Origin of the sequence: Luteimonas sp. MC1782, from assembly GCF_014164605.1 — a bacterium.
GTDB lineage: Bacteria > Pseudomonadota > Gammaproteobacteria > Xanthomonadales > Xanthomonadaceae > Luteimonas.
This window is the reverse complement of record NZ_JACJFT010000001.1, coordinates 342,240-361,873: the sequence shown is the minus strand read 5'-3', so window position 1 is coordinate 361,873 and position 19,634 is coordinate 342,240. Positions and strand designations below refer to the sequence as shown.

Below are 19,634 nucleotides of genomic sequence, written 5' to 3'. Positions count from 1 at the left end.
CAAGGATACCCGCCGCGGCCGCCTCAGGACGCCGTCGCGCGCCGCCTTTCGCCCGTGTGCAGCGACACGGGCTCGTCCATGCGCGCCGATGGCGGATGGGCGTCGGCCACCGGCAGCGCGGCAGGCCCGGGGATCCCGTACAGGCATACGCGGTTGCGGCCGCCGCGCTTGGCGCGATAGAGCATGCGGTCGGCGTGTGTCAGCAGTCGCGTCAGGTCGTATCCGGACAGCGTGGTGGTGCTGATGCCGAAGCTCGCGGTGACGGCGAAGGCATACCCGCTTCCACGCGTGTCGATGGCGGCGATGCAGCGGCGGCACTCTTCGGCGACACGCACCGCCTCGGCACCGTCCGCGCCAACCAGGAGCAGCGCGAATTCCTCGCCGCCGAGGCGCCCGAACCAGTCGACGTCGCGGCGCGCCGTGGCGCAGGCCTCCACCACGCGCTGCAGCACCCAGTCGCCCACGCCATGCCCGTAGTGGTCGTTGATCGACTTGAACCGGTCGAGGTCGAACATCACCAGCGCGGCGTCCTCGCCCATCCGCGCGCTGCGCGCCAGCGTGGCCGCGGCGCGGTCGTTGAAGTGGTGGCGGTTGCTGATGCCGGTCAGTGCGTCGGTTTCGGCCAGGTGCCGCAGCGAGACCTGCACGCGCTTGGTCTTGTAGGCCCAGAACGCGATCGAGGCCAGCAACAAGAGCAGCATCAGCACCAGCAGGCGGGAATTCTGCGCCGACTGTTCCTGCACGCGCTGCTGCAGCTGCAGCACTTCGTTCTGGCGGTTGAGCAGCTCGATCTGCTGGGTCTGCTGAAACGTTTCGTGGCTGACGATCTGGTAGGCCAGCTCGCGCGCCTTCACTTCGTCGAGCTGCGCCTTGTCGGCCTCGGCGTACCGGCGGTAGTGGGCCAGCGCCTGCACGGGATCGTTGCGCGCCTCGGCCACGCGATAGCGGGTCAGGTGCGCCGCGACCAGCGACCTGGTGAAATCGCCGCCCCCGCGCTCGATGGTGGCCAGTGCATGGGCATCTGCCCCGGCCGGGTCGCCGGCGGCCAGCTTGTATTCCGCCAGCAGCGCGTGGAACTCGCCGATCAGCGGCGGGTAGCCGGTGCGCTCGACCTCGGGCAGGTGGCGCTCGAGGATCGCGACCGCGCGCGGCCGGTTGCCCTCGCCGTCCCACTTGCGCGCGAGCATGGCCCGCACCAGGTTGGCCACCACCGCCTCGCGCTGGGCCTCGCAGACGTCGACCAGCGCGGTGAACTCGCGGTCCTCGGCCGGTGACTGCTTCAGCTCCTGCATCGCCTGGAGACGGGTCTGGCCGGCAAAGCACCGGGCGCGGGGCGCTTCGGTCGTGGACAACACGCGCTCGGCGTACTCGCGCCCGATCCGGTACTGCCCGGCCTGGTTGTGGATGACCGCCGCCACGCCGAACACGTGCTCGCGGTTGGCGTCGTCGATGTCGTCGCGGGTGAACGGCAATACCTTGCCGAGCATGCGCAGGCCGCCCGCGAAGTCGCGGGTGATCGCGCGTGCATTGACCACCAGCGCGCCGGCGCGGACCTTCATGTTGGCACCCTGCGCACGCTCGAACAGCGCGGTGGCCGCGGCGATGCCCTCCTCGTAGCGACCGCCAAGCACCAGCGCGTACGCGTTCAGGTAGTCAAGGCGCTCGCCTTGCCCGGCCGTGAGGTCGTCGGGCGTGGTGGCGTTGAGTTCGGCGAGAAGTTCGCGGAACGTGGCCGGATCGGCGCTGCGCAGCGTGTCGGCCTGTTCGAGGCGGGCGTCGAACGTCGCCGTCGGGCCGGCATTTTCCGCGCCCACCACGACCGCCCCCGGCAGGAGGCTCACCAACAGGCAGACCATCAGCCACTGCTTGCGCATTGTTGCCGGCGACTCCGTGTGTGCGCGTCAGCTTTCGGGCGACTCGTCCGGCGGGTCGCGCTTGTCGTCGTCGTCCGGACGATCCCGCTGCGGGGGTGCCGGCGTGTCTTCCTGGGGTGTCCAGAGCTGCATCATCACGTGCTCGGGAGCGCCGAGCAAGACAGCCAGGCCGGGACCGTCGCCGGACAGCAGCGCGGCACGCTGGGCCGCATCGAGGCCGGAGGAGGCGTCAGCCGCAAGCCCGGTGGCGCACATGTGCGCCGGGCTCGCGCCCAGCGCCTCGAGGATACGGATCGCATTCGACATCGGTGGGTCCCCTAATCAGTGGTCTGGATGGTGGTGAAACCTGGCTCGGCGGCTTCGATCGCGGCGATCTCCTCCAGCATCGCGCGGTCCCGCTGCAGCGCCGCACAAGGCGGCAGCACCAGCGTCGTCTGTGGATGCAACCCCGCTCCCCCGAGGCCTGACAGCCGCATCCCCTCGATGCGCGGCCGGGCCGTGGCGAGCGTAGCAGCTTCGTACAGCGTCACGTGGTGGTCCGCCGGGTAGTCCTGGAGCAGGCGCTGCAGCAGCAGGCGCTGCCACGCGCCCATGGAGAGTTGACGTCCTCCCGGCCCGGAAACGGCCATCCCCACCTGCCACAGCACCAGCAGCGCGCCGCGGTCCACCTGGCGGCGGTACTGCAGGAACTGCCCCGCTTCGAAATGCTGGCAGCCGGTGGCGCCCGGATCGAGGCCGAGGTCGGCGTACAGGCAATCCTCGGCGGAGATGCCCGGCTCCATGTGCGCCGTGTAGCCCTCGGCGCGGGCCTGGGCGATGGCCTGGTGCGGTGCCACCGCGAACACCCCGGGATGCCCATAGAACGCGGCGCAGACGCGCTGGCCGGCGCGCACCTCGCACAGCATCAGCCCGACCATGTCGGCGTAGGCCTGGCGCCTGCTGCGGCCACCGCCGTAACACGGCTGCAGGCTGCGCACGTCGCGGTGCATGCCCTGCAGCCAGAGTTCCACCAGCGGATCCGACACCGCCATGAAGACCACGTCCGCACCCTCGATGGTGGCGCGCGCACGTGCGCCGATGTGGGCGCCGAGCATCATGCCGATGCCGACGCACGCCAGGCTTCCCGCTTTCGACATCACCCTGCCTCCTGCGTCGCGCGTGCCCAGTGCGCGCGCGTCAGCCGCCAGCGGCATTCCCCGGCCAGGCCGTCCGCCGCGGGTTGGAACCCGGCGCGCCTCATGAGCCCTGCCGCCGCGGCGTGGTCGCGCGCATGGCGCGTCCACAAGGCCAGCAACGGAGACGCGGTGAATGCCACGTCGACCAGGGCCGCGATGCCCGCGCTGGCGACGCCGGCTCCCTGTGCCCCGGGCGGCAGCAGCACGCCGACTTCGGCAGCGTCGCCGGCGCCGGCGTGGATCTGCAGCGCCATCAGGCCAGCGGGTGGACCGGCAACGGTGGCGGCAACACGCCATGGCAGCAGCCAATACGCGGCACGCGGGGGCCGCGCGGCGAGTTGCGCCATGACGCGCGCGAATGCCGTGCGCGCAGCCTCGGGCGCGAGGGCCGGGCCGACATGGCGCATCGTGTCCGGGTCGCCATACAGCGCGCAGTACAGCGCTTCATCGCGCGCCTCGAGGACGCGCAGCGGGGTCCCCGCGAGCACGGGTGCGGGTATCCGCACTCAGCGCCACCCGGCCAGCACGCGACGCAGGTTCGCGCGCGCCGGCGCATCCAGGCGCGCATGGAACCAGTCGCTGAGGTAGATACGCTCGCTGGCGAGCAGCGCCTCGAGGAATTTCCTGCGCCCCCGGCGGAACAGCCATGCGGGCACGCGCCCCCGGTATTCCCTGGCGATCCCTTGGTCATAGGCGTCGAATTCGGCGGCAGCGGCGCCCAGGATCGCCATGTCGCAATCCAGGAAATGCATGCTGTCGCCGGCGTCGGGCCCGTCACCGAGATCGGCCCTGGCGATGTGTCCGTGGCGTGCCGTGAGTTCGACCAGGCGCGCGACGCGGACCGTGTCGATGCCCGCGTCCGGCAGCCAGCGCGCGATGGCGTCCCCGGCCAGGGCCGCCGAGCGCGACTCGTTGTCGCGGCGACCGGCGACGTAGATCGCGTCGTGGTACAGGACGGCCAGCCAGACCTCGCGCGGGCGATGCCAGCCGGGGCCGTCGTCCACCTCTTCGAATCGCGCGAGCACCGCTTCGACATGGTCGAAGCCGTGATACGCCCGCGGCGGGGTGGCGTACGCGGCGCGAAGCGCCGCGAACTGTCCCGCCGGCAGCGGCACGCGCTCATGCATCGACCTGCACCCCGACTCCACGCAGACGCAGGGCACGCGCGACGCGCTCGAGCGAAGGCGACAGCGCCGCATGCGCCGCGGCGGGCAGTGCCGCGCGCACGCGGGCGAGGTCCGCCGCGTCGCCTGCCGGCGCCACGCCGGCCCAGGCGAACACGATCTGGTTGCTCATGCGCGGCTCCTCCACCACCAGCACGTTGCCGGCGCCGAAGCTGCGTCGCAGCCGCTCGAGGTGCGGCGCGGTGTCGACGCAGAACAGGTTGGTGGCGAGCACGCCACCGGGGCGCAATGCGTTCCGGCAGGCGTCGTGGAAGGCCACCGTGGACAGCGCCGCCGGAATGCCGCCGGCATCGTAGCCATCCACCAGCAGCAGGTCGTAGCGGCCGGGCCGTGTCGCGACGAAGCGCGCGCCGTCATCCAGCACGACCTCCAGGCGGGCGTCGTCATCCGGCACCTGGAACTCCCGGCGCAGGGCGATCACGCCGGGATGGTTCTCAACGACCTCCAGCCGCGCGCCCGGCAGGTGCCGGTGGATGAATTTCGCCTGGGAACCACCACCCAGCCCGACCATGCAGATCGTGCGCGGGCGTGGTTGCCACAACAGGGCCGCAAGCATCGTGCGGGTGTAATCGATCAGCAACTGGTCGGGCGCATCCCCGAGCATCCGGCTCTGCGTCTGGCCACGCGTGAACTGCAGCGCGGTGTACGCGCCGACGCGCCGCAGGCGGGCCGGGCGCAGCGGCAGCCCGGTCGGGTCGAGCGGACGGACGCGGCGGCGCAGACCGGCAAGCCAGGTCACAATCCGCCGCCCGAATCGGCCGTCATCCAACTGCACGCACATCCCGCTTGTAAAGACGCCGGCAGCCTAGCGCAGCAATCGTCCGGCCGTCAGCACCCATGCCTCGTGCAGCGACGGCTGAACGCCCGGTGGCCACTGCCCGCCCTGCAGCGGATCCACTGACCGGGCGGGATCAGCGCAGCTGGCTGTCCTTGCTGCCGCGGCGGTTGTATCCGCCTGCCGCGCCCTCGTCTTCGTCGCGCACGGCCTGGCACGCGACGCACAGCCGCACGCCGGGCACGGCCTTGCGGCGCGCGTCGGGAATGGCGGCGTCGCATTCCTCGCAGTTCGCCAGTCCCGGCCCCTGCGGCATCCGGCTGCGCGCCCGTTCGATGCCGTCCTTCACGGTGGCATCGATCTGGTCCTGCACCGCTCCGTCTCCAGCCCAGCCCGTGGCCATGGTCGCGCCCCGCCTTGTGTCTGCCGTAGCGGGAGTTATCGGGACGCGATGCCGGAAGACAAGCCTTCCGGCCGGGTCAGCCCCCGCAGCCGCCGCAACAGGTCGAAGGCTGCTGCTCCACTGCACTCGCTGGCGTGTCCAGGCCGGTCGAGCTCAACAGGGCCGCCACCTCCGCGGCCCCCAGCGTGGTCGCCACGCGCAGCGGTGAACCGCTGGCGTGCAGGTCGGCCAGGGCCGCGGGATCGGCGGCGCGCAGCGCCTCGTTCACGGCGGCCACGTTGGCCACCCGGCCATTCAGGGCGATTTCGTATTCCATGGTCTCATCCTGTCGCAGGCGCCCATCGCGCCGTACCGCCATCGTCGGCCGCGCAGCGGTCGCCGGCCATGATCCGGGTCAAGCGCGATGCACGGCGCTTGAGGCCAGTGGCACGTGTCTTGCATGCTTGGACGCGATGCCGCGACCAACCACCTTCCGGACCACCTTGGCCAGGCGCCTCGCCGCGATGGTGTTGCTGCTGGTGGCAGCGCCGGCGCTGGCGGCCGACCTCGCGGCACCGCAGCGGCTGGAAGCCTTCGGGCCTGATGAAGGGCTGCCGCAGTCGACGGTGAACGCGCTCGCCGGCGACGACCAGGGCTTCCTGTGGGTCGCCACCCAGGACGGCCTTGCCCGCTTCGATGGCCACCGCTTCCAGTCCTGGCGGCGCAAGCGCCGGGACGACCAGGGCCTTGCCAGCAGCAGCATCGACGCGCTGGCATTCGAGCCTGGCACCACAAGGCTCTGGCTCGGCACCGACGACACCGGCGTCGAGATCATCCACCTGCCGACCTGGGAGCGCGTCCGCTTCACCCGCGGCGACGGGCTGTCCAACGACCGCATCACATCGATCCTGGTGGACCCCGATGGCGGCGCATGGATCGGGACGGCCGGTGGACTCGACCACGTCGGCATTGCACCGCGCCACGTGCGCAAGCTGGGGGGCGGCGAGATCGCCGGCGTGGCAGCACTGACGCAGGGCGGCGCACTCGCCCTCGGCCGCGACTGCCGCCTCTGGCACGCCACGCCCGCGACGCTGACCGCCCTGCCCCACCGCGGCGGCAGCGGCAGCGCCTGCATCGCGCTGCAGTCGGGTCCGGAAGGTGCGTGGATCGCCAGTGAACGGGGTGGCCTGGCGCTGGTGGATGTCCGCGACGGGCGGCGGCTGCGCAGTTACACCGTCGGCGAACTGCAACCCGGGGCCAGCGTGATCACGGCCCTGTTGCGCAGGCGCGACGGCAGCGTGCTGGTCGGCTTCGGCAACGGCGCCGTCGCGCAACTGGACGCGGCCGGGCCGAGGCCCCTGCAACTCGACCGCGACCTCGGCAATCCGGTGGTGACGCTCCATGAGAGCGCGACCGATGCGTTGTGGATCGGCACGTACACCTCGGGGCTGTACTTCGCGCGCCCGCTGTCGCACGTGATCCGCTTCGGGCGCTCCGACGCCGCGCAGATGCAGGGCTGGCCCAGCGTCAGCCTGCGCGCGCTCTGGGGCGAGGGCGGGCACCTGCTGGTCGGTACCGACAACGGCCTCATGCAACAGCGCGCGGCCGGCGGCGAATGGATGCAGGTGCCGGGTTTCGAAGGCCGGACGGTGCGCGTGATCGGTCGCGCGATCGATGGCGGCTGGTGGATCGGCACCCACGACGGCCTGTGGCACTGGCCCGGCGGCGGCGCGCCACGGCGCATCCCCGGCCTGCCCGATCCGCGCATCGACGCCATGCTGGTCGAAGGCGGCACGGTCTGGGTCGCGACCCGCGGCGGCCTGGCCCGCGTCAGCAATGGCGAGGTCGTCGAGGATCCCGCACTCGCACCGCTCGCCGGCCGCCAGGTCACCGCACTGCTGCGCGACGACGATCGCCTGTGGATCGCGACCAATACCGGCGGGCTCTGGCAGCTCGACGCGGGCGCGGTGGCCGCGCCGTCGCGGCACGCGGGCCTGCACCACTCGCTGTGGTCGCTGGCCGCCGACGACGACGCGCTGTGGGTGGGCAGCTACAGCCACGGCCTGTACCGGATCGACCGCGGCAGCGGCGCGATCCGCAACTACAGCGACCGCGACGGACTGGCCAACAACGTGGTGTACGCGATCCTGCGCGACGCCGCCGGACGCCTGTGGCTGAGCACCAACAACGGGCTGTCCGTGGTCGCCCCCGGCGACGGGTCCATCCAGGTGCTGGGGCCGCGCGACGGCCTGCAGAACCGCGAGTACAACAGCGGCTCGGCGTTCCGCGACCGCGGCGGCCTGCTGTATTTCGGCGGCACGCGCGGCCTGGACGTGCTCGATCCGGACAGGCTGCCCGCGCAGAGCCCCTCGGCCCGCGCGGTGCTGACCACGCTGCGCATCTCGCCTTCGGGCGCCGGCGGCGACGAGGCCGCGCCGGTGGAATCCGACATCGTGTATGCCGACCGCCTGTCTCTGGCGTGGCGCGACCGCATGTTCTCCATCGCCATGACGTCGATCGACTTCGGCGCCGCGGAAGTGGCACAGCTGCGCTACCGCATGCGCGGCCTGCATGACGCCTGGGTGTATCCACGCGCGCCACGCGCCGAGTTCTCGGTCAGCAGCCTGCCACCCGGCGACTACGTGCTCGAGGTCGAGGCCGCTGGCCGCGACGGCCGCTATGGCGACACACGGCGCCTGGAGCTGCGCATGGCGCCGCCGTGGTGGCGGCATGACCTGGCCTATGCCGGCTACGCGCTCGCGGTGCTCGCGCTGTTCGCCCTGCTGGTGCGCCGCGCGGGCTCGGCGGTGCGTCGCGAGCGCCGCCAGGTCGAGCTCCTGGAGCGCACCGTGGCGGAGCGTACCGCGCAGCTGCAGGAGGCCAACCTGCGGCTGAGCACCACCAACGCCCAGCTCGACATCGCCACCCGTCGCGACCCGCTCACGCGCATCTCCAACCGCCGCGACCTGCAGGACTGGCTGGGCCGCGAGGCCGGCGCGCTGCGCACCGCCATCGAACAGGCCGGCGGCGAGCCGGAGCGGCTGGTGTTTTTCATGATCGACATCGACGACTTCAAGCGGGTCAACGACCGCCACGGCCACCAGGCCGGCGACGAGGTGCTGGTGCACTTCGCCGACCGGCTCCGGCTGCTGAGCCGCGACCACGACCTGCTGGTGCGCTGGGGCGGCGAGGAGTTCCTGCTGATCACCCGCTTCACCCGCGTCGCCGATGCCGCGCAGCTTGCCGAGCGCATCCGCGAGGCGATCGCCGGGCAACCGATCCGGGTCGCACCGGGGCTGGTGCTGCCGCTCACCTGCTCGATCGGGTTCGCGCCGTGGCCGTTCGCGCTGGAATGCCCGGATGTCGGCGACTGGGAAGCCTGCGTGGGCCTCGCCGACCGTTGCCTGTATGCCGCCAAGCGTGGCACCAAGGATGCCTGGGTCGGCGTGGTGCCGGGGCCCCGCCCCGACCGCGCCGGCGTGCAGGCACTGCTGGCGGGCGCTTCGCCCGGAGAGGTCGGCGAGGAGTGCGCGCAGGTGCTGCATTCGGGCACGGTGGCACCGGGTTTCGCGCGCTGACGCGCACCGGCGCATGCACGCGCCGTGGCAGCGGGCCATGCGAGGATTGCGCCATGCATGCTCGCCCCGCGCTCTCTTCGTTTGCCGCCAGCCTGGTGCTGGCGTTCCTGTTCGCGATCGCCGCAGGCCAGCCGGCCCGTGCGCAGGCCGCGAGTGCGCCCGACCCGACCGCGGTCACGCCGGACGCCAGCGCCGACCTCGCGGCCAGCAGGCGCCTGGCGCAGAGCCTGCGCGAGGTCGACGGCCTGCAGGATGTCACGGTCACCGTCCGCGGCGGCGTGGCGCGGCTGCAGGGCGACGTGATCGACATCGAGGACCGCTCGCTCGCCGAACAGGTGGCCGGGCAGCAGGACGGGATCACCGCCGTCGACAACCAGCTGGCGCTCAGCACGCGGCTGTCCGACCGCTTCGACACCGCCACCCAGCTCGCGGTCGACAAGCTGATGCGGCTGGTGGCGGCGCTGCCGCTGCTGGTGGTCGCGATCGCGGTGGTGATGCTGTCGTGGTGGCTGGGCAAGCTGGTGGGCGCGCGCATCGGCCGCCGCCAGTGGCGCAGCGACAATCCGTACTTCGCCAGCCTGCTGCAGCGCCTCGCGCAGTGGCTGACGCTGCTCGGTGGCCTGCTGGTGGCGCTGGACCTGCTCGGTGCCTCCGCGCTGGTCGGGGCGGTGCTGGGTTCCGCAGGCGTGGTCGGGCTGGTGCTCGGCTTCGCGTTCAAGGACATCGCCGAGAACTACGTGGCCGGCATCCTGCTCAGCCTGCGGCGGCCGTTCGTGCCCGGCGACCTGCTGCGCATCGACAGCTATGAAGGCAAGGTCGCGGCACTGACCTCGCGCGCGACGGTGCTGGTGACCCTCGACGGCAACCGCCTCACCCTGCCCAACGCGCTGGTGTTCAAGTCGGTGGTGCTCAACTACACGCGCAACGCGCGCCGGCGCATCGACTTCACCATCCCGGTCGACGGCGGCGAATCGATCCGCCAGGCGCAGCAGGTGGCCATGGGCGCGCTGTGCGCGGTGACGGGCGTGCTCGACGATCCGTCGCCGTCGTGGACGGTCGCCGAGTACGACGCCTCCGGGCTCACGCTGCGCTTCTTCGCGTGGGTGGACCAGCGCCAGGCCGATCCCGGCAAGGTGCGCAGCGAAGCCCTGCACGTGGTGCGCACGGCGCTCGCCGAGGCCGGCATCGAAGCCCCGCGCGCTGTGCATTACGTGGCCCCGCTGCCGCAGGCTGCCATGCCCGCAGCTGCCGAGGCCGTCGGCCCGCCGGCGGACACCTCGGTGAACCGCGACATCGATGCGCAGGTGGCGGCCGAACAGCGCGCACACGCCGATGAAGACCTGATCACCGATGAGCGCGCAGCGGCGACCTGAGGGCCGGCGCGTGCGACGCACCCCGGCCGGGTGGGTCGATTCCTACACGGGCGCGAGCCAGTCACCGACGGTCAGGCCGGCCGCGGGGCGGCAAGCTGCGCAAGCCCCGGCAGCACGGCCGTGCACCGGTCACGGATGCCGCTCAGCAACGGAATGGCCGCGACCTTGAGCAAGTCGTAAAGCTGGGCCGGGGCACCCATCCGCTGGAGCAGCGCCGTGGTCAGGATCACGCTGGAGGACGCGGGCTTTCGGGTCCGCGGGTCGAGCTTCGATGAAACCTTCGCCAGCCGCTTCAAGGCCATGATGGCCGCGCACGCGGTGGCCCTGGGCGATGCCACAACGGCCGGTACGGCAATCACGATCGAGCTTCCCGAGGGCTGGGGAGACCGCATCCTGATCGAGCCGCACCGCGGCTGATCACCCCTCGCCAGGGACCGGAGCCGGCATGTCGGCGGGTCGCGCGCATCCGCTGGCGGCAGGGCCGCCGTCCAGCGCGACCGATCCGCGGTAGGGAAACACCGCGCCCGACATGGAGTCCTCGCAGCGCCCCGTGGCAATGCGCACGTCGATCGTGCGTCCGGCATCGTCGCGCGCGCGCACCACGCGTTCTCCCAGCGTGCTGTCGCCGCCATCCTGGATGAAGCGACGGTCGGACACATCGGGGCCGTTGAGCACGACGCGCCCCGCTTCGACACGCGCGTTCCAGAACGGCTCGTTGGTCGAGACCACGAACGCCTCGGGCAGCGCCTGGTCGACAGCGCCTGCCGCGTCCTTCCCCCCCGGCCGCGCGGAGCCGCGGGTTTCCGCTGCCCGGCCCGTCGACACTTCCGAGGCCACCGGCCCCGGCGGGTGCTCGGGCGCGTCGGGCACCTCGGGTGGCGACGGCGGCACCGCCGGGCGGTCGCAGGCCGTGGCCAGGGCCATGAGCAGGATCAGCGGCAGGATTCTCGTGTCCATGGCGACGGGTCTCCATCGGGTCCCGGCGAGCGCGCGGGACGGCCACGGCACATTGCCACGGCGTGCCGCCCCTGCGCGTGATCAGCCGGCAGGCGTCGCGGCTTGCATCCCGAGCCACTGCAGGGCGCCGCGCGCGGCAACGAGCCCGCTGGCGAAGCACGCCGTCAGCAGGTAGCCACCGGTCGGTGCCTCCCAGTCGAGCATCTCGCCGGCGACAAACGTGCCCGGGCGTGCCTCCAGCATCAGTGCGCCATCCACGGCCTCCAGGCGCACGCCGCCGGCCGTGCTGATCGCTTCCTCGAGCGGGCGCGGCGCGCGCAGCAGCAGCGGCAGGCGCTTGGCCGTCGCGGCCAGCGCGGCCATGTCGTGCATGCGGTCTGCGCCCAGCACCTCCCGCAGAAGCCCGACCCTGGCCCCGGCGATGCCGGTCGTGCGGCGCAGGTGCTCGCCGATGCTGCGCTTGCCGCGCGGGCGCGCCAGGTCCTGCTGAAGGCGCGCTTCGTCGCGGCCCGGGCTGAGGTCGAGATGCACCACGGCATGGCCATCGCGCGCGATCAGCTCACGCAGCGTCGCCGACGCGGCATACACCAGGCTGCCCTCGACGCCGTGCGCCGACACCACGGCTTCGCCCTGCAGCGCACGCGGGGTGCCGTCCAGGTCCAGCCAGTGCAGCACCAGCGGCTTCAGCGGCGCTCCGGCATGGCGCGCGCTGAAATGCGGCGACCAGGCGACGTCGAAGCCGCAGTTGGACGGCCGCAGCGGTGCCAGGTCCACGCCCGCCGCACGCAACACGGCCTGCCAGGCGCCGTCCGAGCCGAGCTGCGGCCAGCTGCCGCCACCAAGGGCCAGCACCGTGGCGTCGGCTTCGACCGAGCGCGCGCCGTCGGGTGTTTCGAAGCGCAGCGCGCCATCCGCGTCCCAGCCGCACCAGCGATGCTGGACGTGGAACGCCACGCCTTGCGTGCGCAGGCCCCGCACCCAGCCCCGCAGCAGGGGCGCGGCCTTGAGGTCGGACGGGAACACGCGCCCGGACGATCCGACGAAAGTCTCCACGCCCAGGCCCCGCGCCCACGCGCGCAACGCGTCGGCGTCGAATGCGGACAACCAGCCCCCGACCTCGCCCGCGCGCGCGCCGTAGCGGCCGGCGAACAGCGCCGGCGGATCGGAGTGGGTGAGGTTCAGGCCGCCCTTGCCGGCGATCAGGAACTTGCGGCCGACCGAACCCTTGGCCTCGAACAGGTCGACATCGGCACCCGCCGCGCGCAGCACTTCCGCCGCCATCAGTCCGGCGGGGCCGCCGCCGACCACGGCAACCCGGCGACGTGCCGGCGCCTCCGCCGCTGCCCGGCTCGGACACATGCGTCAGGCCTTGCGCAGGAAGCAGGTCTTGAGCACGAGGTCGCGGATCTTGTCCGAGTGGCCCTCGATATGCTCGGCGTCGTCCTCGACCAGGCGGATGTTGCGGATCACCGAACCTTGCTTGAGCGGGATCGACGACCCCTTCACCTTCAGGTCCTTGATCACCACCACCGTATCGCCGGCAGCCAGCACGTTGCCGTTGCTGTCGCGCACCACCAGCGCGATCGCGCCGGCGTCGGCGTCACCGGCCGCCCACTCATGGCCGCAGTCGGCGCACATCCACAGGGCGCCATCGGCGTAGGTGTTCTCGAGGCCGCATTGCGGACAGGCGGGGATGGCGGGCATGGGAGCTCCACGATGCGTCGGGGCCACCCATTGTAGCCGGCCGTGCCATCGCGTCCTTGGCAACCTGCCCGACGCGCGACCGCGTCAACCCTCCTCAGGTGACCGCTTTGAACACCGTCAGCCCGAGCACGAACAGCACCACGGCGAGGATGATCGCCGCCCAGAACAGGAACTTGGCGATACCCATCGCGGCGCCGGCGACACCGCTAAACCCCAGCGCGCCGGCGATCAGGCCGATGACCGCCAGGATGATGGCCCACTTGATCATGTCGACTCCCTGCACGCCGCACATGCGGCAACGGAAGCTTCACGCAAGCGGCGTGCGCCCGCCGTGAACCGGAGGCGAGGCGCGCGCCGCGACGCGCACCGCCGGGTCGGCGAAGTAGCGGCCAATCTGGTACCAGACCAGCATCGCACCGCCACCGATGACCAGCGCGCCCGGCGCATTGCCCGGCTGCCACAGGTACAGGGCGACGGCCACCCCCGACATCACCAGCAGCCATGCCCAGGCTTGCCAGCGCCGCAGCAGGGCCCTGCGCGTTTCTTTGCCGATGATCTCCCGTGCCCGCGCCTCGCTGATGCCGAATTCCTGGCTGATCGCTTCCGCCCTCATCCCGTCCCCTTCGCCTGCTGCGAGCGCCCGATTACGCCATGGAACCCGGCCGCGTGGAAGGGGGTAGCAGGCAATCAGGTCGCCTGCGTTACAGCGTGGACGTGGTGTCGCCACCGAGCGCCTCGAGTGCCTGCGCCGCCCGGGCGCGCTGTTCCGACGAAAACGCATGCACCACCACCGACGAGCGGCCCTCGTCCAGCGCCGTGACCGCGTTCTGCACGAAGCGGTCGTGATCGGGGCGCAGCGCGACCAGTCCACCCAGCATCAGGCCGGCCGTGGCGCCGAAGAACAGCAGCACCAGCACCGAGGCCACCGGCGAACGCACCACGAACTGCAGCCCGGCGAAATACAGCACGGCGAAGGCCACGACGCCGAGCACCGCGCCGGCGATCCCCAGGCGCACGTGGGCACGCACGATGGTCTTCCAGATGCCCTGGCTTTCGGGTTCCAGCTTGCGGCGCGCATGCGCTTCGCCGGGCAGCAACAGCTGGACCTGCGCAGGTTGCAGGCCGAGCGAGGCCTGCACGCTGGTGGCGGCGTCGCGGGCAGCGCCTGCGGTGGCGAACACCGCCACCACCTTGCTGTTGGAGACCTCGCCGGTCAGCACCGTTTCTCCGCTCATGGCATGTCCTCCTGGAAGCCCGTGGCAAGGCTGCCGCAACGGGCATTGCGGCGTCGTGACGGCATGTGGACCGCACGCCCCCCGCCAATGGCTGCTTGCGCATGGCGCTCGAGGGCTCGACCATCCACGGCTCGCCTGTCATCGGAATTCCATCGATGCGAATCGATCTTTCGCGCCGCCAGGTCCTGCACGCCGCCGGCTTCGCACTGCTGGCGCCGACGTTGGGCCACGCCCGTGCGCTCGCCGCGGCTGCGGACGTCGTGCCGGAGCCACCTTCCGGTTTCGATTCCGCAACAACCGCCGAAGCGGCCACCCGCGGGCTCGACCTCGCAGGCCGGACCGCGCTGGTCACCGGAGCGACGTCGGGCATCGGCATGGAGACGATGCGCGTGCTCGCCCTGCGCGGCGCGCATGTCATCGCCACTGCACGCTCGCGCGACAAGGGGGAGGCTGCCCGCCGGGGCATGCGTGGACGCATCACGCCGGTGGTACTCGACCTGGCGGACTTCGATTCGGTGCGCGCCTGCGCGGCGCAGGTCCGCGCGCTCTCGCCGAAGCTGGATGCGCTGGTCTGCAATGCCGGCATCGTGCTCGACCGGCTCGAGCAGGTGCGCGGGCTCGAGAAGCAGTTCGTGGTCAACCATCTCGGCCACTTCCTGCTGGTCAATGAACTGCTGGCGCAGGTGCGCGCGGCGGCGCAGGGGCGCGTGGTGGTGCTCGGCAGCGGCGACCACGAGCGGGCACCGACCGGTGGCATCCAGTTCGATGACCTGTCCGGGGCCGGCTGGAATGCCCGCTACAGCCACTCCAAGCTCGCCAACGGCCTGTTCTCCCTGGAACTCGCGCGACGCCTGCGCGGCACGTCCGCCACGGCCAACTGCGTGACGCCGGGTCACACGCGCACCAACATCCTGCGCGACGTCGGCAATGCCTACCGCGACAGCGCGCGCACAGTGCAGGTGGGCGCGGCCACGCCGTGCTACGCGGCCGTGCATCCTGCGATCGCCGGCGTCAGCGGTACCTACCTGCGTGACTTCCGCGCGGCAGCACAGGGTGCGCACCAGCGGGATGCGGCCATGGCGCGGCGGCTGTGGGATGTTTCGGCAGCGCTCACCCGCAATACATGACACACAAGGAAGCCGCGCGTGATCGTCGCCGCAGTGGCGTTCTTCGCGGCATGGAGCGTGCTGTCGAACATCTTCTGCGCGATGCTGATCCTGGCCACGCGGCCGTTCCGCCTGCACGACGACATCGAACTGCTGGAAGGCGGCGACAAGCCCGGGCTCGGCGGTCGCGTCACCGACATCAACCTGGTCTACACCACGCTGCTGGAAACCACGGATGACGGCGAACCGCGGGGCAGCGTGCTGCGCGTCCCCAACAGCCTGTTCTTCCAGCGCACGGTGCGTCGTTGGCGCAGCAACGACGAGCGCCGCGAGTGGTCGATGCGACCGCCCAGGCGCGAGCGTGAACTTGACGTCTGACGGTGGCGCGCCCCCTGGCGCGCATGCGCGCGCGCCGGCTACTGCAGCCAGGCGCGCAGCAGGGCCGGCGCGGCGGCGCCCACCAGCACCACCACCAGGAAAGGCATGCGCAACAGCAGCGCCAACGCGGCCGCAGCGAACGCCGCCACGCGCGCATCGAAGGCCAGCGCCTGGCCGCTGGCGAAGGCGTTCATCGCCGTCAGCGACGCCAGCAGGCCGATCGTCAGCGTCCCCGCCACACGTCGCATCCGTGGCGCTTGCAGCCAGCGCGCAGGCACCAGGTAGCCCGACAGTTTGATCGCGTAGGCCGCGACGCTGGCCAGCAGGATCCACGCCCACACCGACATCAGCGCGGATCTTCCGCTGGCAGGACCCGTGGCCCCGCACCCGCGTGCTCGGCCGGATCGATGTCGGGCTCCAGGCCTTCGTCGGCCGGGCCGTGGCCGAACCAGCCCCACAACGCGGCGACCAGCGCAGCCACCAGGATCGGCACGCCGGGCGGAGCCCACGGCACCGCCAGCACCGTGGCCAGCGCGCAGGCCACCGCCAGCGCAACCGGTTCGCGGGCCGACAGCCGGGGCCATAGCAAGGCGAGGAACGCGGCCACCGCCGCGCCATCCAGTCCCCAGCGGCGGGGATCGCCGAGCGCATCGCCCAGCAGCGCGCCTGCGGCGGTGAACAGCGACCACAGCACGTAGACGCCGAGGCCTGCCGTCCAGAATCCGCGACGCTGTTCGTCCGGCTCGACCTGTCCCGCGGCCGTTGCCGCCGATTCGTCGATCGTGACCTGCGCCGCAACCCAGCGCCGCCAGCCGCGCGGCCGCAGCATGCGGTTGATCTGCATGCCATAGACCGCGTTGCGCACGCCGAGCAGCGTCGCCGCGCCGAACGCCGCCGAACCGCTGCCGCCGCCAGCCAGCACGCCGATGAACGCGAACTGCGAACCGCCGGTGAACATCAGCATGCTCAACGCGACCACCTGCCATGCGTCCAGGCCGGCGGCGACGCCGAGCGCGCCGAACGACAGGCCGTAGAGGCCGGTGGCGAAGGCGATCGAGAGGCCGATCCGGACCGCCGGCGAATGGATGAGGCGCATGCGCGCATTTTGCCATGGGGCGTCCAGCGTGCCGCTCCGTGCATGGCGATGGGACGCTTCGTTCGCGCAATGGCGTCGGGATGCATCGTTCCGCGCGAAAACGGCGGCAGGGCCTTCCTGTCGCTTGAAGCATCGCTACTCTCGCACCAGTTCTTTCCGCCTCCATCCAATAACTGGACATCCCGTGAGCACCTACCGCCTCGCCATCATCGTCGGCAGCAACCGTCGCGAATCCATCAACCGCAAGCTCGCCGAAGCCATGACGCGGCTGCTGCCCGCCAACTTCGAAGTCAGCTATCCGCGCATCGACGACCTGCCCATGTACAACATGGACCTCGAAGGCGAGCGCCCCGCGGCGGTCACCCGCTTCACCGACGAGGTCCGCGCCGCCGACGCCGTGGCCGTGGTGATGCCCGAACACAACCGCTCGCTCCCCGCGGTACTGAAGAACGCGATCGACTGGGGGTCCAAGCCGATGGACGCCAACGTCTGGCGCGGCAAGGCGGCCTCGATCACCGGCACCACGCCGGGCGCGATCGGCACCGCCGTCGGCCAGCAGCACCTGCGCCAGATCCTCGGCATCCTCGGCGCCGTGGTGCAGGGCGGCGAGGCCTACATCCAGTTCAAGCCGGACCTCATTGGTGCCGACGGCGACTTCACCGATCCGGCCACCCGCGCCTTCCTGCAGGCCTACGTGGACGGTTTCGTCGACCTGGTCACGCGACTCGACAAGCGCTGAACCGCAGCGGCAGCAGCGGGCCGTTCAGGGCCCGCCGCCTGCCGCCTGCTAAGATGCGGGCATCGGCACACCTGCGCCGCACGCGCGTCCCGCGCGACCCACGGTCGCCCGCCTCGCTCCCCCACGCGTCACCGCTCCGTTTTCCGGAGCGACGCCCCATGGATGCGCCCGTGCCCGGATACCTCACACGCAATCTCGTGACCCACGTCGATGGCGTGGCGTTCCAGCTGCGCGTGCTCAGCGACCTGCAGCAATACGCCGATCCTGACAGCCATGCCGACGCGCTTGGCATTTCCTCCGCGCAATGGAGCCTGTTCGGCCAGCTCTGGCCGGCGGGACGCCTGCTGGCAGGTGCCATGCAGCATGTCGACATCGCCGGTCGCCGCATCCTCGAACTCGGCTGCGGCATCGGCCTGGCCAGCCTGGTGCTGCAGCGTCGCGGCGCCGATGTCATCGCCTCCGACATCCATCCGCTGGCGGATGCCTTCCTGGCCTACAACGCCGCGCTGAACGCCCTGCCCGCCGTGCACTACCGGCACATGCGCTGGGAGGAACCGCTGCCGTCGCTCGGCATGTTCGACCTGGTCATCGCCAGCGACGTGCTCTACGAACGCGGCCACGCCGCACTGCTGTCCGAAGTGGTCGCGCGGCACACCCTGCCGGAAGCCGAAGTGATCGTCAGCGATGCCGGACGCGGCCACGGCGCCGCGTTTGCCCGCGCGCTTGGCGTGCTCGGATTCATCCCCACCGCCGGCGACGAACATGCAGCCATCGCCGCCGAGACCGGACCAGGCGCCACGCCCGGCTGCCGCCTGCTGCATTTCCGGCGCACGCTCGCGTCCCGGCGCGCCGCGTGAGCACGCGCGACGATGATTGCGCACGCTGCGACGCGGTCTGCTGCCGCCTGACCGTGGTGCTGCAACCCGAAGACCGCATCCCGGCCTACCTCACCGCGACCACCAGCGCCGGCCTGCACGTTATGGCGCGCGACGAGGAAGGCTGGTGCGTGGCCGTGGATCCGGCGCACATGCATTGTTCGATCTACGAGACGCGACCCGAGGTCTGCCGCCGCTTCGTGATGGGCGCGCCCTATTGCAGCGCGATCCGCGAGGATTACAGTGCCAGCAGGGCACAGGGCATTCCCCTGGTCATGTACTGAACCGGAGCCACGCATGTCCAGCAAGCCACCACCCGCTTCCAGCTCGGCCACCAGCCGCATCTTCGCCGTCGGCAAGGCGCCCAAGGCGGGCGAGCGCGGCGCCGGCATGACGCGCGAGCGCATCGCGTCGGACCTCGCCGCGTTCCACGCGACCGGCGGCCACATCGAGGTGCTGGGCACGACGCGCCTGCTCACGCGCATCGGCGGTGACCCCGCCCCGCCCGTCGCCGAGGCCGCCCTGCCTGCGGTGAAGCCCGCGCGCCGCGGCAAGGCCTGATCCACGTCGCCGCCGGCGGCGGTGTATAACGCAGGTCCCCACATCTGCAGGAGCCGCGCGATGAACGTATTGTCCAGGCTGGCCACCGTCGCACTCGCGGCCACCGTGCTGCTCGCCGCGCCGTCGATGGCCGCGCTCAAGTCCGGTGATCCTGCACCCGATTTCAGCGCGCCGGCATTCATGGCCGGCGAGCCGTTCACGTTCAAGCTGGCAGATGCCCTGCGCAAGGGCCCGGTCGTGGTGTACTTCTTCCCGGCCGCGCGCACACCCGGCTGCAATCTCGAGGCGAGCCTGTTCTCGAAGGCGATCGACCGCTTCGCGGCTCACGACGCCACGGTGATCGGCGTCACCGCCGGCAACATCGAGCAGCTGGCCGGCTTTTCCGCGGACACCGAAACCTGCGCCGGCAAGTTCCCTGTCGCCGCCGACCCGGGTGCCGCGATCGCCATGAAGTACGACGCCGTGCTGGAAGGCCGGCCGGACATGTCCAGCCGCACCTCCTACGTGATCTCAAAGTCCGGCGAGATCGTCCTCGCTTACTCGGATTCCAATCCCAACCGGCACGTCGCGGAGACGCTGGCGGCGGTCGCCGCGCTCGACGGCAAGTAGCAAACCGCCCCAGGGCTTACACTGTCGGGACTC

General features: G+C 71.6%; 26 protein-coding genes and 1 pseudogene. 10 read left to right on the top strand and 17 right to left on the bottom strand.

What is annotated here, in order from left to right; genetic code table 11:
* Positions 1-23: 23 nt before the first annotated feature.
* The 8 genes from H5368_RS01810 to H5368_RS01775 form a co-directional block, all read right to left on the bottom strand.
* Positions 24-1,874, bottom strand: coding sequence for a GGDEF domain-containing protein (locus tag H5368_RS01810; protein ID WP_220486468.1), 1,851 nt, complete (start codon positions 1,872-1,874; stop codon positions 24-26).
* 27 nt (positions 1,875-1,901) lie between these two features.
* The gene (locus tag H5368_RS01805) at positions 1,902-2,180 is read right to left on the bottom strand and encodes a hypothetical protein (RefSeq protein WP_182820753.1); all 279 of its coding nucleotides are present in this window, start codon (positions 2,178-2,180) and stop codon (positions 1,902-1,904) included.
* Between the two features lie 11 nt (positions 2,181-2,191).
* On the bottom strand, positions 2,192-3,010 hold the full coding sequence (locus H5368_RS01800) for an SAM-dependent methyltransferase (RefSeq protein ID WP_182820751.1): 819 nt from the start codon (positions 3,008-3,010) through the stop codon (positions 2,192-2,194).
* Positions 3,010-3,537: a GNAT family N-acetyltransferase gene (locus tag H5368_RS01795; protein ID WP_182820749.1), complete on the bottom strand. Its 528-nt coding sequence runs from the start codon at positions 3,535-3,537 to the stop codon at positions 3,010-3,012. Before H5368_RS01795 ends, H5368_RS01800 begins: the two co-directional genes overlap by 1 nt.
* Before the next feature lie 18 nt (positions 3,538-3,555).
* Entirely contained in the window at positions 3,556-4,176 is a 621-nt protein-coding gene (locus tag H5368_RS01790; protein WP_182820746.1) for a hypothetical protein, read from the bottom strand.
* Positions 4,169-4,972, bottom strand: coding sequence for a transferase (locus tag H5368_RS01785; protein WP_343203869.1), 804 nt, complete (start codon positions 4,970-4,972; stop codon positions 4,169-4,171). The genes H5368_RS01790 and H5368_RS01785 overlap by 8 nt, the downstream gene beginning before the upstream one ends.
* A 172-nt stretch (positions 4,973-5,144) precedes the next feature.
* Complete coding sequence (locus tag H5368_RS01780) at positions 5,145-5,411, bottom strand: DksA/TraR family C4-type zinc finger protein (RefSeq protein ID WP_182820744.1); 267 nt, start codon at positions 5,409-5,411, stop codon at positions 5,145-5,147.
* 76 nt (positions 5,412-5,487) lie between these two features.
* Complete coding sequence (locus H5368_RS01775; RefSeq protein WP_182820742.1) at positions 5,488-5,727, bottom strand: hypothetical protein; 240 nt, start codon at positions 5,725-5,727, stop codon at positions 5,488-5,490.
* Between the two features lie 166 nt (positions 5,728-5,893).
* Here H5368_RS01775 and H5368_RS01770 point away from each other — a divergent pair, with 166 nt between their 5' ends.
* A complete protein-coding gene (locus H5368_RS01770) occupies positions 5,894-8,968 on the top strand; it encodes a ligand-binding sensor domain-containing diguanylate cyclase (RefSeq protein ID WP_182820739.1) in 3,075 nt (1,024 codons plus the stop codon).
* Positions 8,969-9,021: 53 nt separating this feature from the next.
* Complete coding sequence (locus H5368_RS01765) at positions 9,022-10,341, top strand: mechanosensitive ion channel family protein (RefSeq protein WP_182820737.1); 1,320 nt, start codon at positions 9,022-9,024, stop codon at positions 10,339-10,341.
* A 71-nt stretch (positions 10,342-10,412) separates the two neighbouring features.
* Here H5368_RS01765 and H5368_RS01760 read toward each other — a convergent pair whose 3' ends face one another.
* Positions 10,413-10,571 (bottom strand): hypothetical protein, encoded by a 159-nt coding sequence (locus H5368_RS01760; RefSeq protein WP_182820735.1) that lies wholly within the window; start codon positions 10,569-10,571, stop codon positions 10,413-10,415.
* On the opposite strand from H5368_RS01760, the gene H5368_RS01755 reads away from it, so the two are divergent.
* Positions 10,558-10,758 carry a hypothetical protein gene (locus tag H5368_RS01755; protein WP_182820733.1) on the top strand — a complete coding sequence of 67 codons (201 nt, stop codon included), beginning with the start codon at positions 10,558-10,560 and terminating at the stop codon, positions 10,756-10,758. The two genes, H5368_RS01760 and H5368_RS01755, sit on opposite strands and share 14 nt — an antisense overlap.
* Here H5368_RS01755 and H5368_RS01750 read toward each other — a convergent pair whose 3' ends face one another.
* The 6 genes from H5368_RS01750 to H5368_RS01725 form a co-directional block, all read right to left on the bottom strand.
* On the bottom strand, positions 10,759-11,298 hold the full coding sequence (locus tag H5368_RS01750; protein ID WP_182820731.1) for a hypothetical protein: 540 nt from the start codon (positions 11,296-11,298) through the stop codon (positions 10,759-10,761).
* 81 nt (positions 11,299-11,379) lie between these two features.
* Positions 11,380-12,657 (bottom strand): TIGR03862 family flavoprotein, encoded by a 1,278-nt coding sequence (locus H5368_RS01745; RefSeq protein ID WP_182820729.1) that lies wholly within the window; start codon positions 12,655-12,657, stop codon positions 11,380-11,382.
* Positions 12,658-12,660: 3 nt separating this feature from the next.
* Positions 12,661-13,002, bottom strand: coding sequence for a zinc ribbon domain-containing protein YjdM (locus H5368_RS01740; RefSeq protein ID WP_182820727.1), 342 nt, complete (start codon positions 13,000-13,002; stop codon positions 12,661-12,663).
* A 94-nt stretch (positions 13,003-13,096) separates the two neighbouring features.
* A complete protein-coding gene (locus H5368_RS01735) occupies positions 13,097-13,270 on the bottom strand; it encodes a DUF1328 domain-containing protein (protein ID WP_182820725.1) in 174 nt (57 codons plus the stop codon).
* Between the two features lie 39 nt (positions 13,271-13,309).
* The gene (locus tag H5368_RS01730; RefSeq protein ID WP_182820723.1) at positions 13,310-13,615 is read right to left on the bottom strand and encodes a hypothetical protein; all 306 of its coding nucleotides are present in this window, start codon (positions 13,613-13,615) and stop codon (positions 13,310-13,312) included.
* A gap of 88 nt (positions 13,616-13,703) precedes the next feature.
* Complete coding sequence (locus H5368_RS01725; RefSeq protein ID WP_182820721.1) at positions 13,704-14,237, bottom strand: riboflavin biosynthesis protein RibA; 534 nt, start codon at positions 14,235-14,237, stop codon at positions 13,704-13,706.
* 155 nt (positions 14,238-14,392) lie between these two features.
* Here H5368_RS01725 and H5368_RS01720 point away from each other — a divergent pair, with 155 nt between their 5' ends.
* Positions 14,393-15,364 carry an SDR family NAD(P)-dependent oxidoreductase gene (locus tag H5368_RS01720; protein WP_182820719.1) on the top strand — a complete coding sequence of 324 codons (972 nt, stop codon included), beginning with the start codon at positions 14,393-14,395 and terminating at the stop codon, positions 15,362-15,364.
* Between the two features lie 24 nt (positions 15,365-15,388).
* Positions 15,389-15,721, top strand: a pseudogene (locus tag H5368_RS01715) (mechanosensitive ion channel family protein); the annotation flags it as partial.
* 38 nt (positions 15,722-15,759) lie between these two features.
* On the opposite strand, the gene H5368_RS01710 reads toward H5368_RS01715, so the two are convergent.
* Together H5368_RS01710 and H5368_RS01705 are read right to left on the bottom strand one after the other, a co-directional pair.
* On the bottom strand, positions 15,760-16,068 hold the full coding sequence (locus H5368_RS01710; RefSeq protein WP_182820717.1) for an AzlD domain-containing protein: 309 nt from the start codon (positions 16,066-16,068) through the stop codon (positions 15,760-15,762).
* The gene (locus H5368_RS01705; RefSeq protein ID WP_182820715.1) at positions 16,068-16,817 is read right to left on the bottom strand and encodes an AzlC family ABC transporter permease; all 750 of its coding nucleotides are present in this window, start codon (positions 16,815-16,817) and stop codon (positions 16,068-16,070) included. The genes H5368_RS01710 and H5368_RS01705 overlap by 1 nt, the downstream gene beginning before the upstream one ends.
* A 184-nt stretch (positions 16,818-17,001) precedes the next feature.
* Between H5368_RS01705 and H5368_RS01700 the strand changes: the two genes are divergently transcribed.
* The 5 genes from H5368_RS01700 to H5368_RS01680 all read left to right on the top strand — a co-directional run bounded on the left by H5368_RS01700 (position 17,002) and on the right by H5368_RS01680 (position 19,601).
* Positions 17,002-17,556, top strand: coding sequence for an NADPH-dependent FMN reductase (locus H5368_RS01700; protein WP_182820713.1), 555 nt, complete (start codon positions 17,002-17,004; stop codon positions 17,554-17,556).
* 170 nt (positions 17,557-17,726) lie between these two features.
* Positions 17,727-18,413, top strand: a complete 687-nt coding sequence (locus tag H5368_RS01695) for a protein N-lysine methyltransferase family protein (RefSeq protein ID WP_223877933.1) — start codon at positions 17,727-17,729, stop codon at positions 18,411-18,413.
* Positions 18,410-18,715, top strand: a complete 306-nt coding sequence (locus H5368_RS01690; protein ID WP_185115396.1) for a YkgJ family cysteine cluster protein — start codon at positions 18,410-18,412, stop codon at positions 18,713-18,715. Before H5368_RS01695 ends, H5368_RS01690 begins: the two co-directional genes overlap by 4 nt.
* Positions 18,716-18,728: 13 nt before the next feature.
* Positions 18,729-18,992, top strand: coding sequence for a hypothetical protein (locus H5368_RS01685; protein ID WP_223877934.1), 264 nt, complete (start codon positions 18,729-18,731; stop codon positions 18,990-18,992).
* Between the two features lie 60 nt (positions 18,993-19,052).
* On the top strand, positions 19,053-19,601 hold the full coding sequence (locus tag H5368_RS01680; protein ID WP_182820710.1) for a peroxiredoxin: 549 nt from the start codon (positions 19,053-19,055) through the stop codon (positions 19,599-19,601).
* Positions 19,602-19,634: the final 33 nt, after the last annotated feature.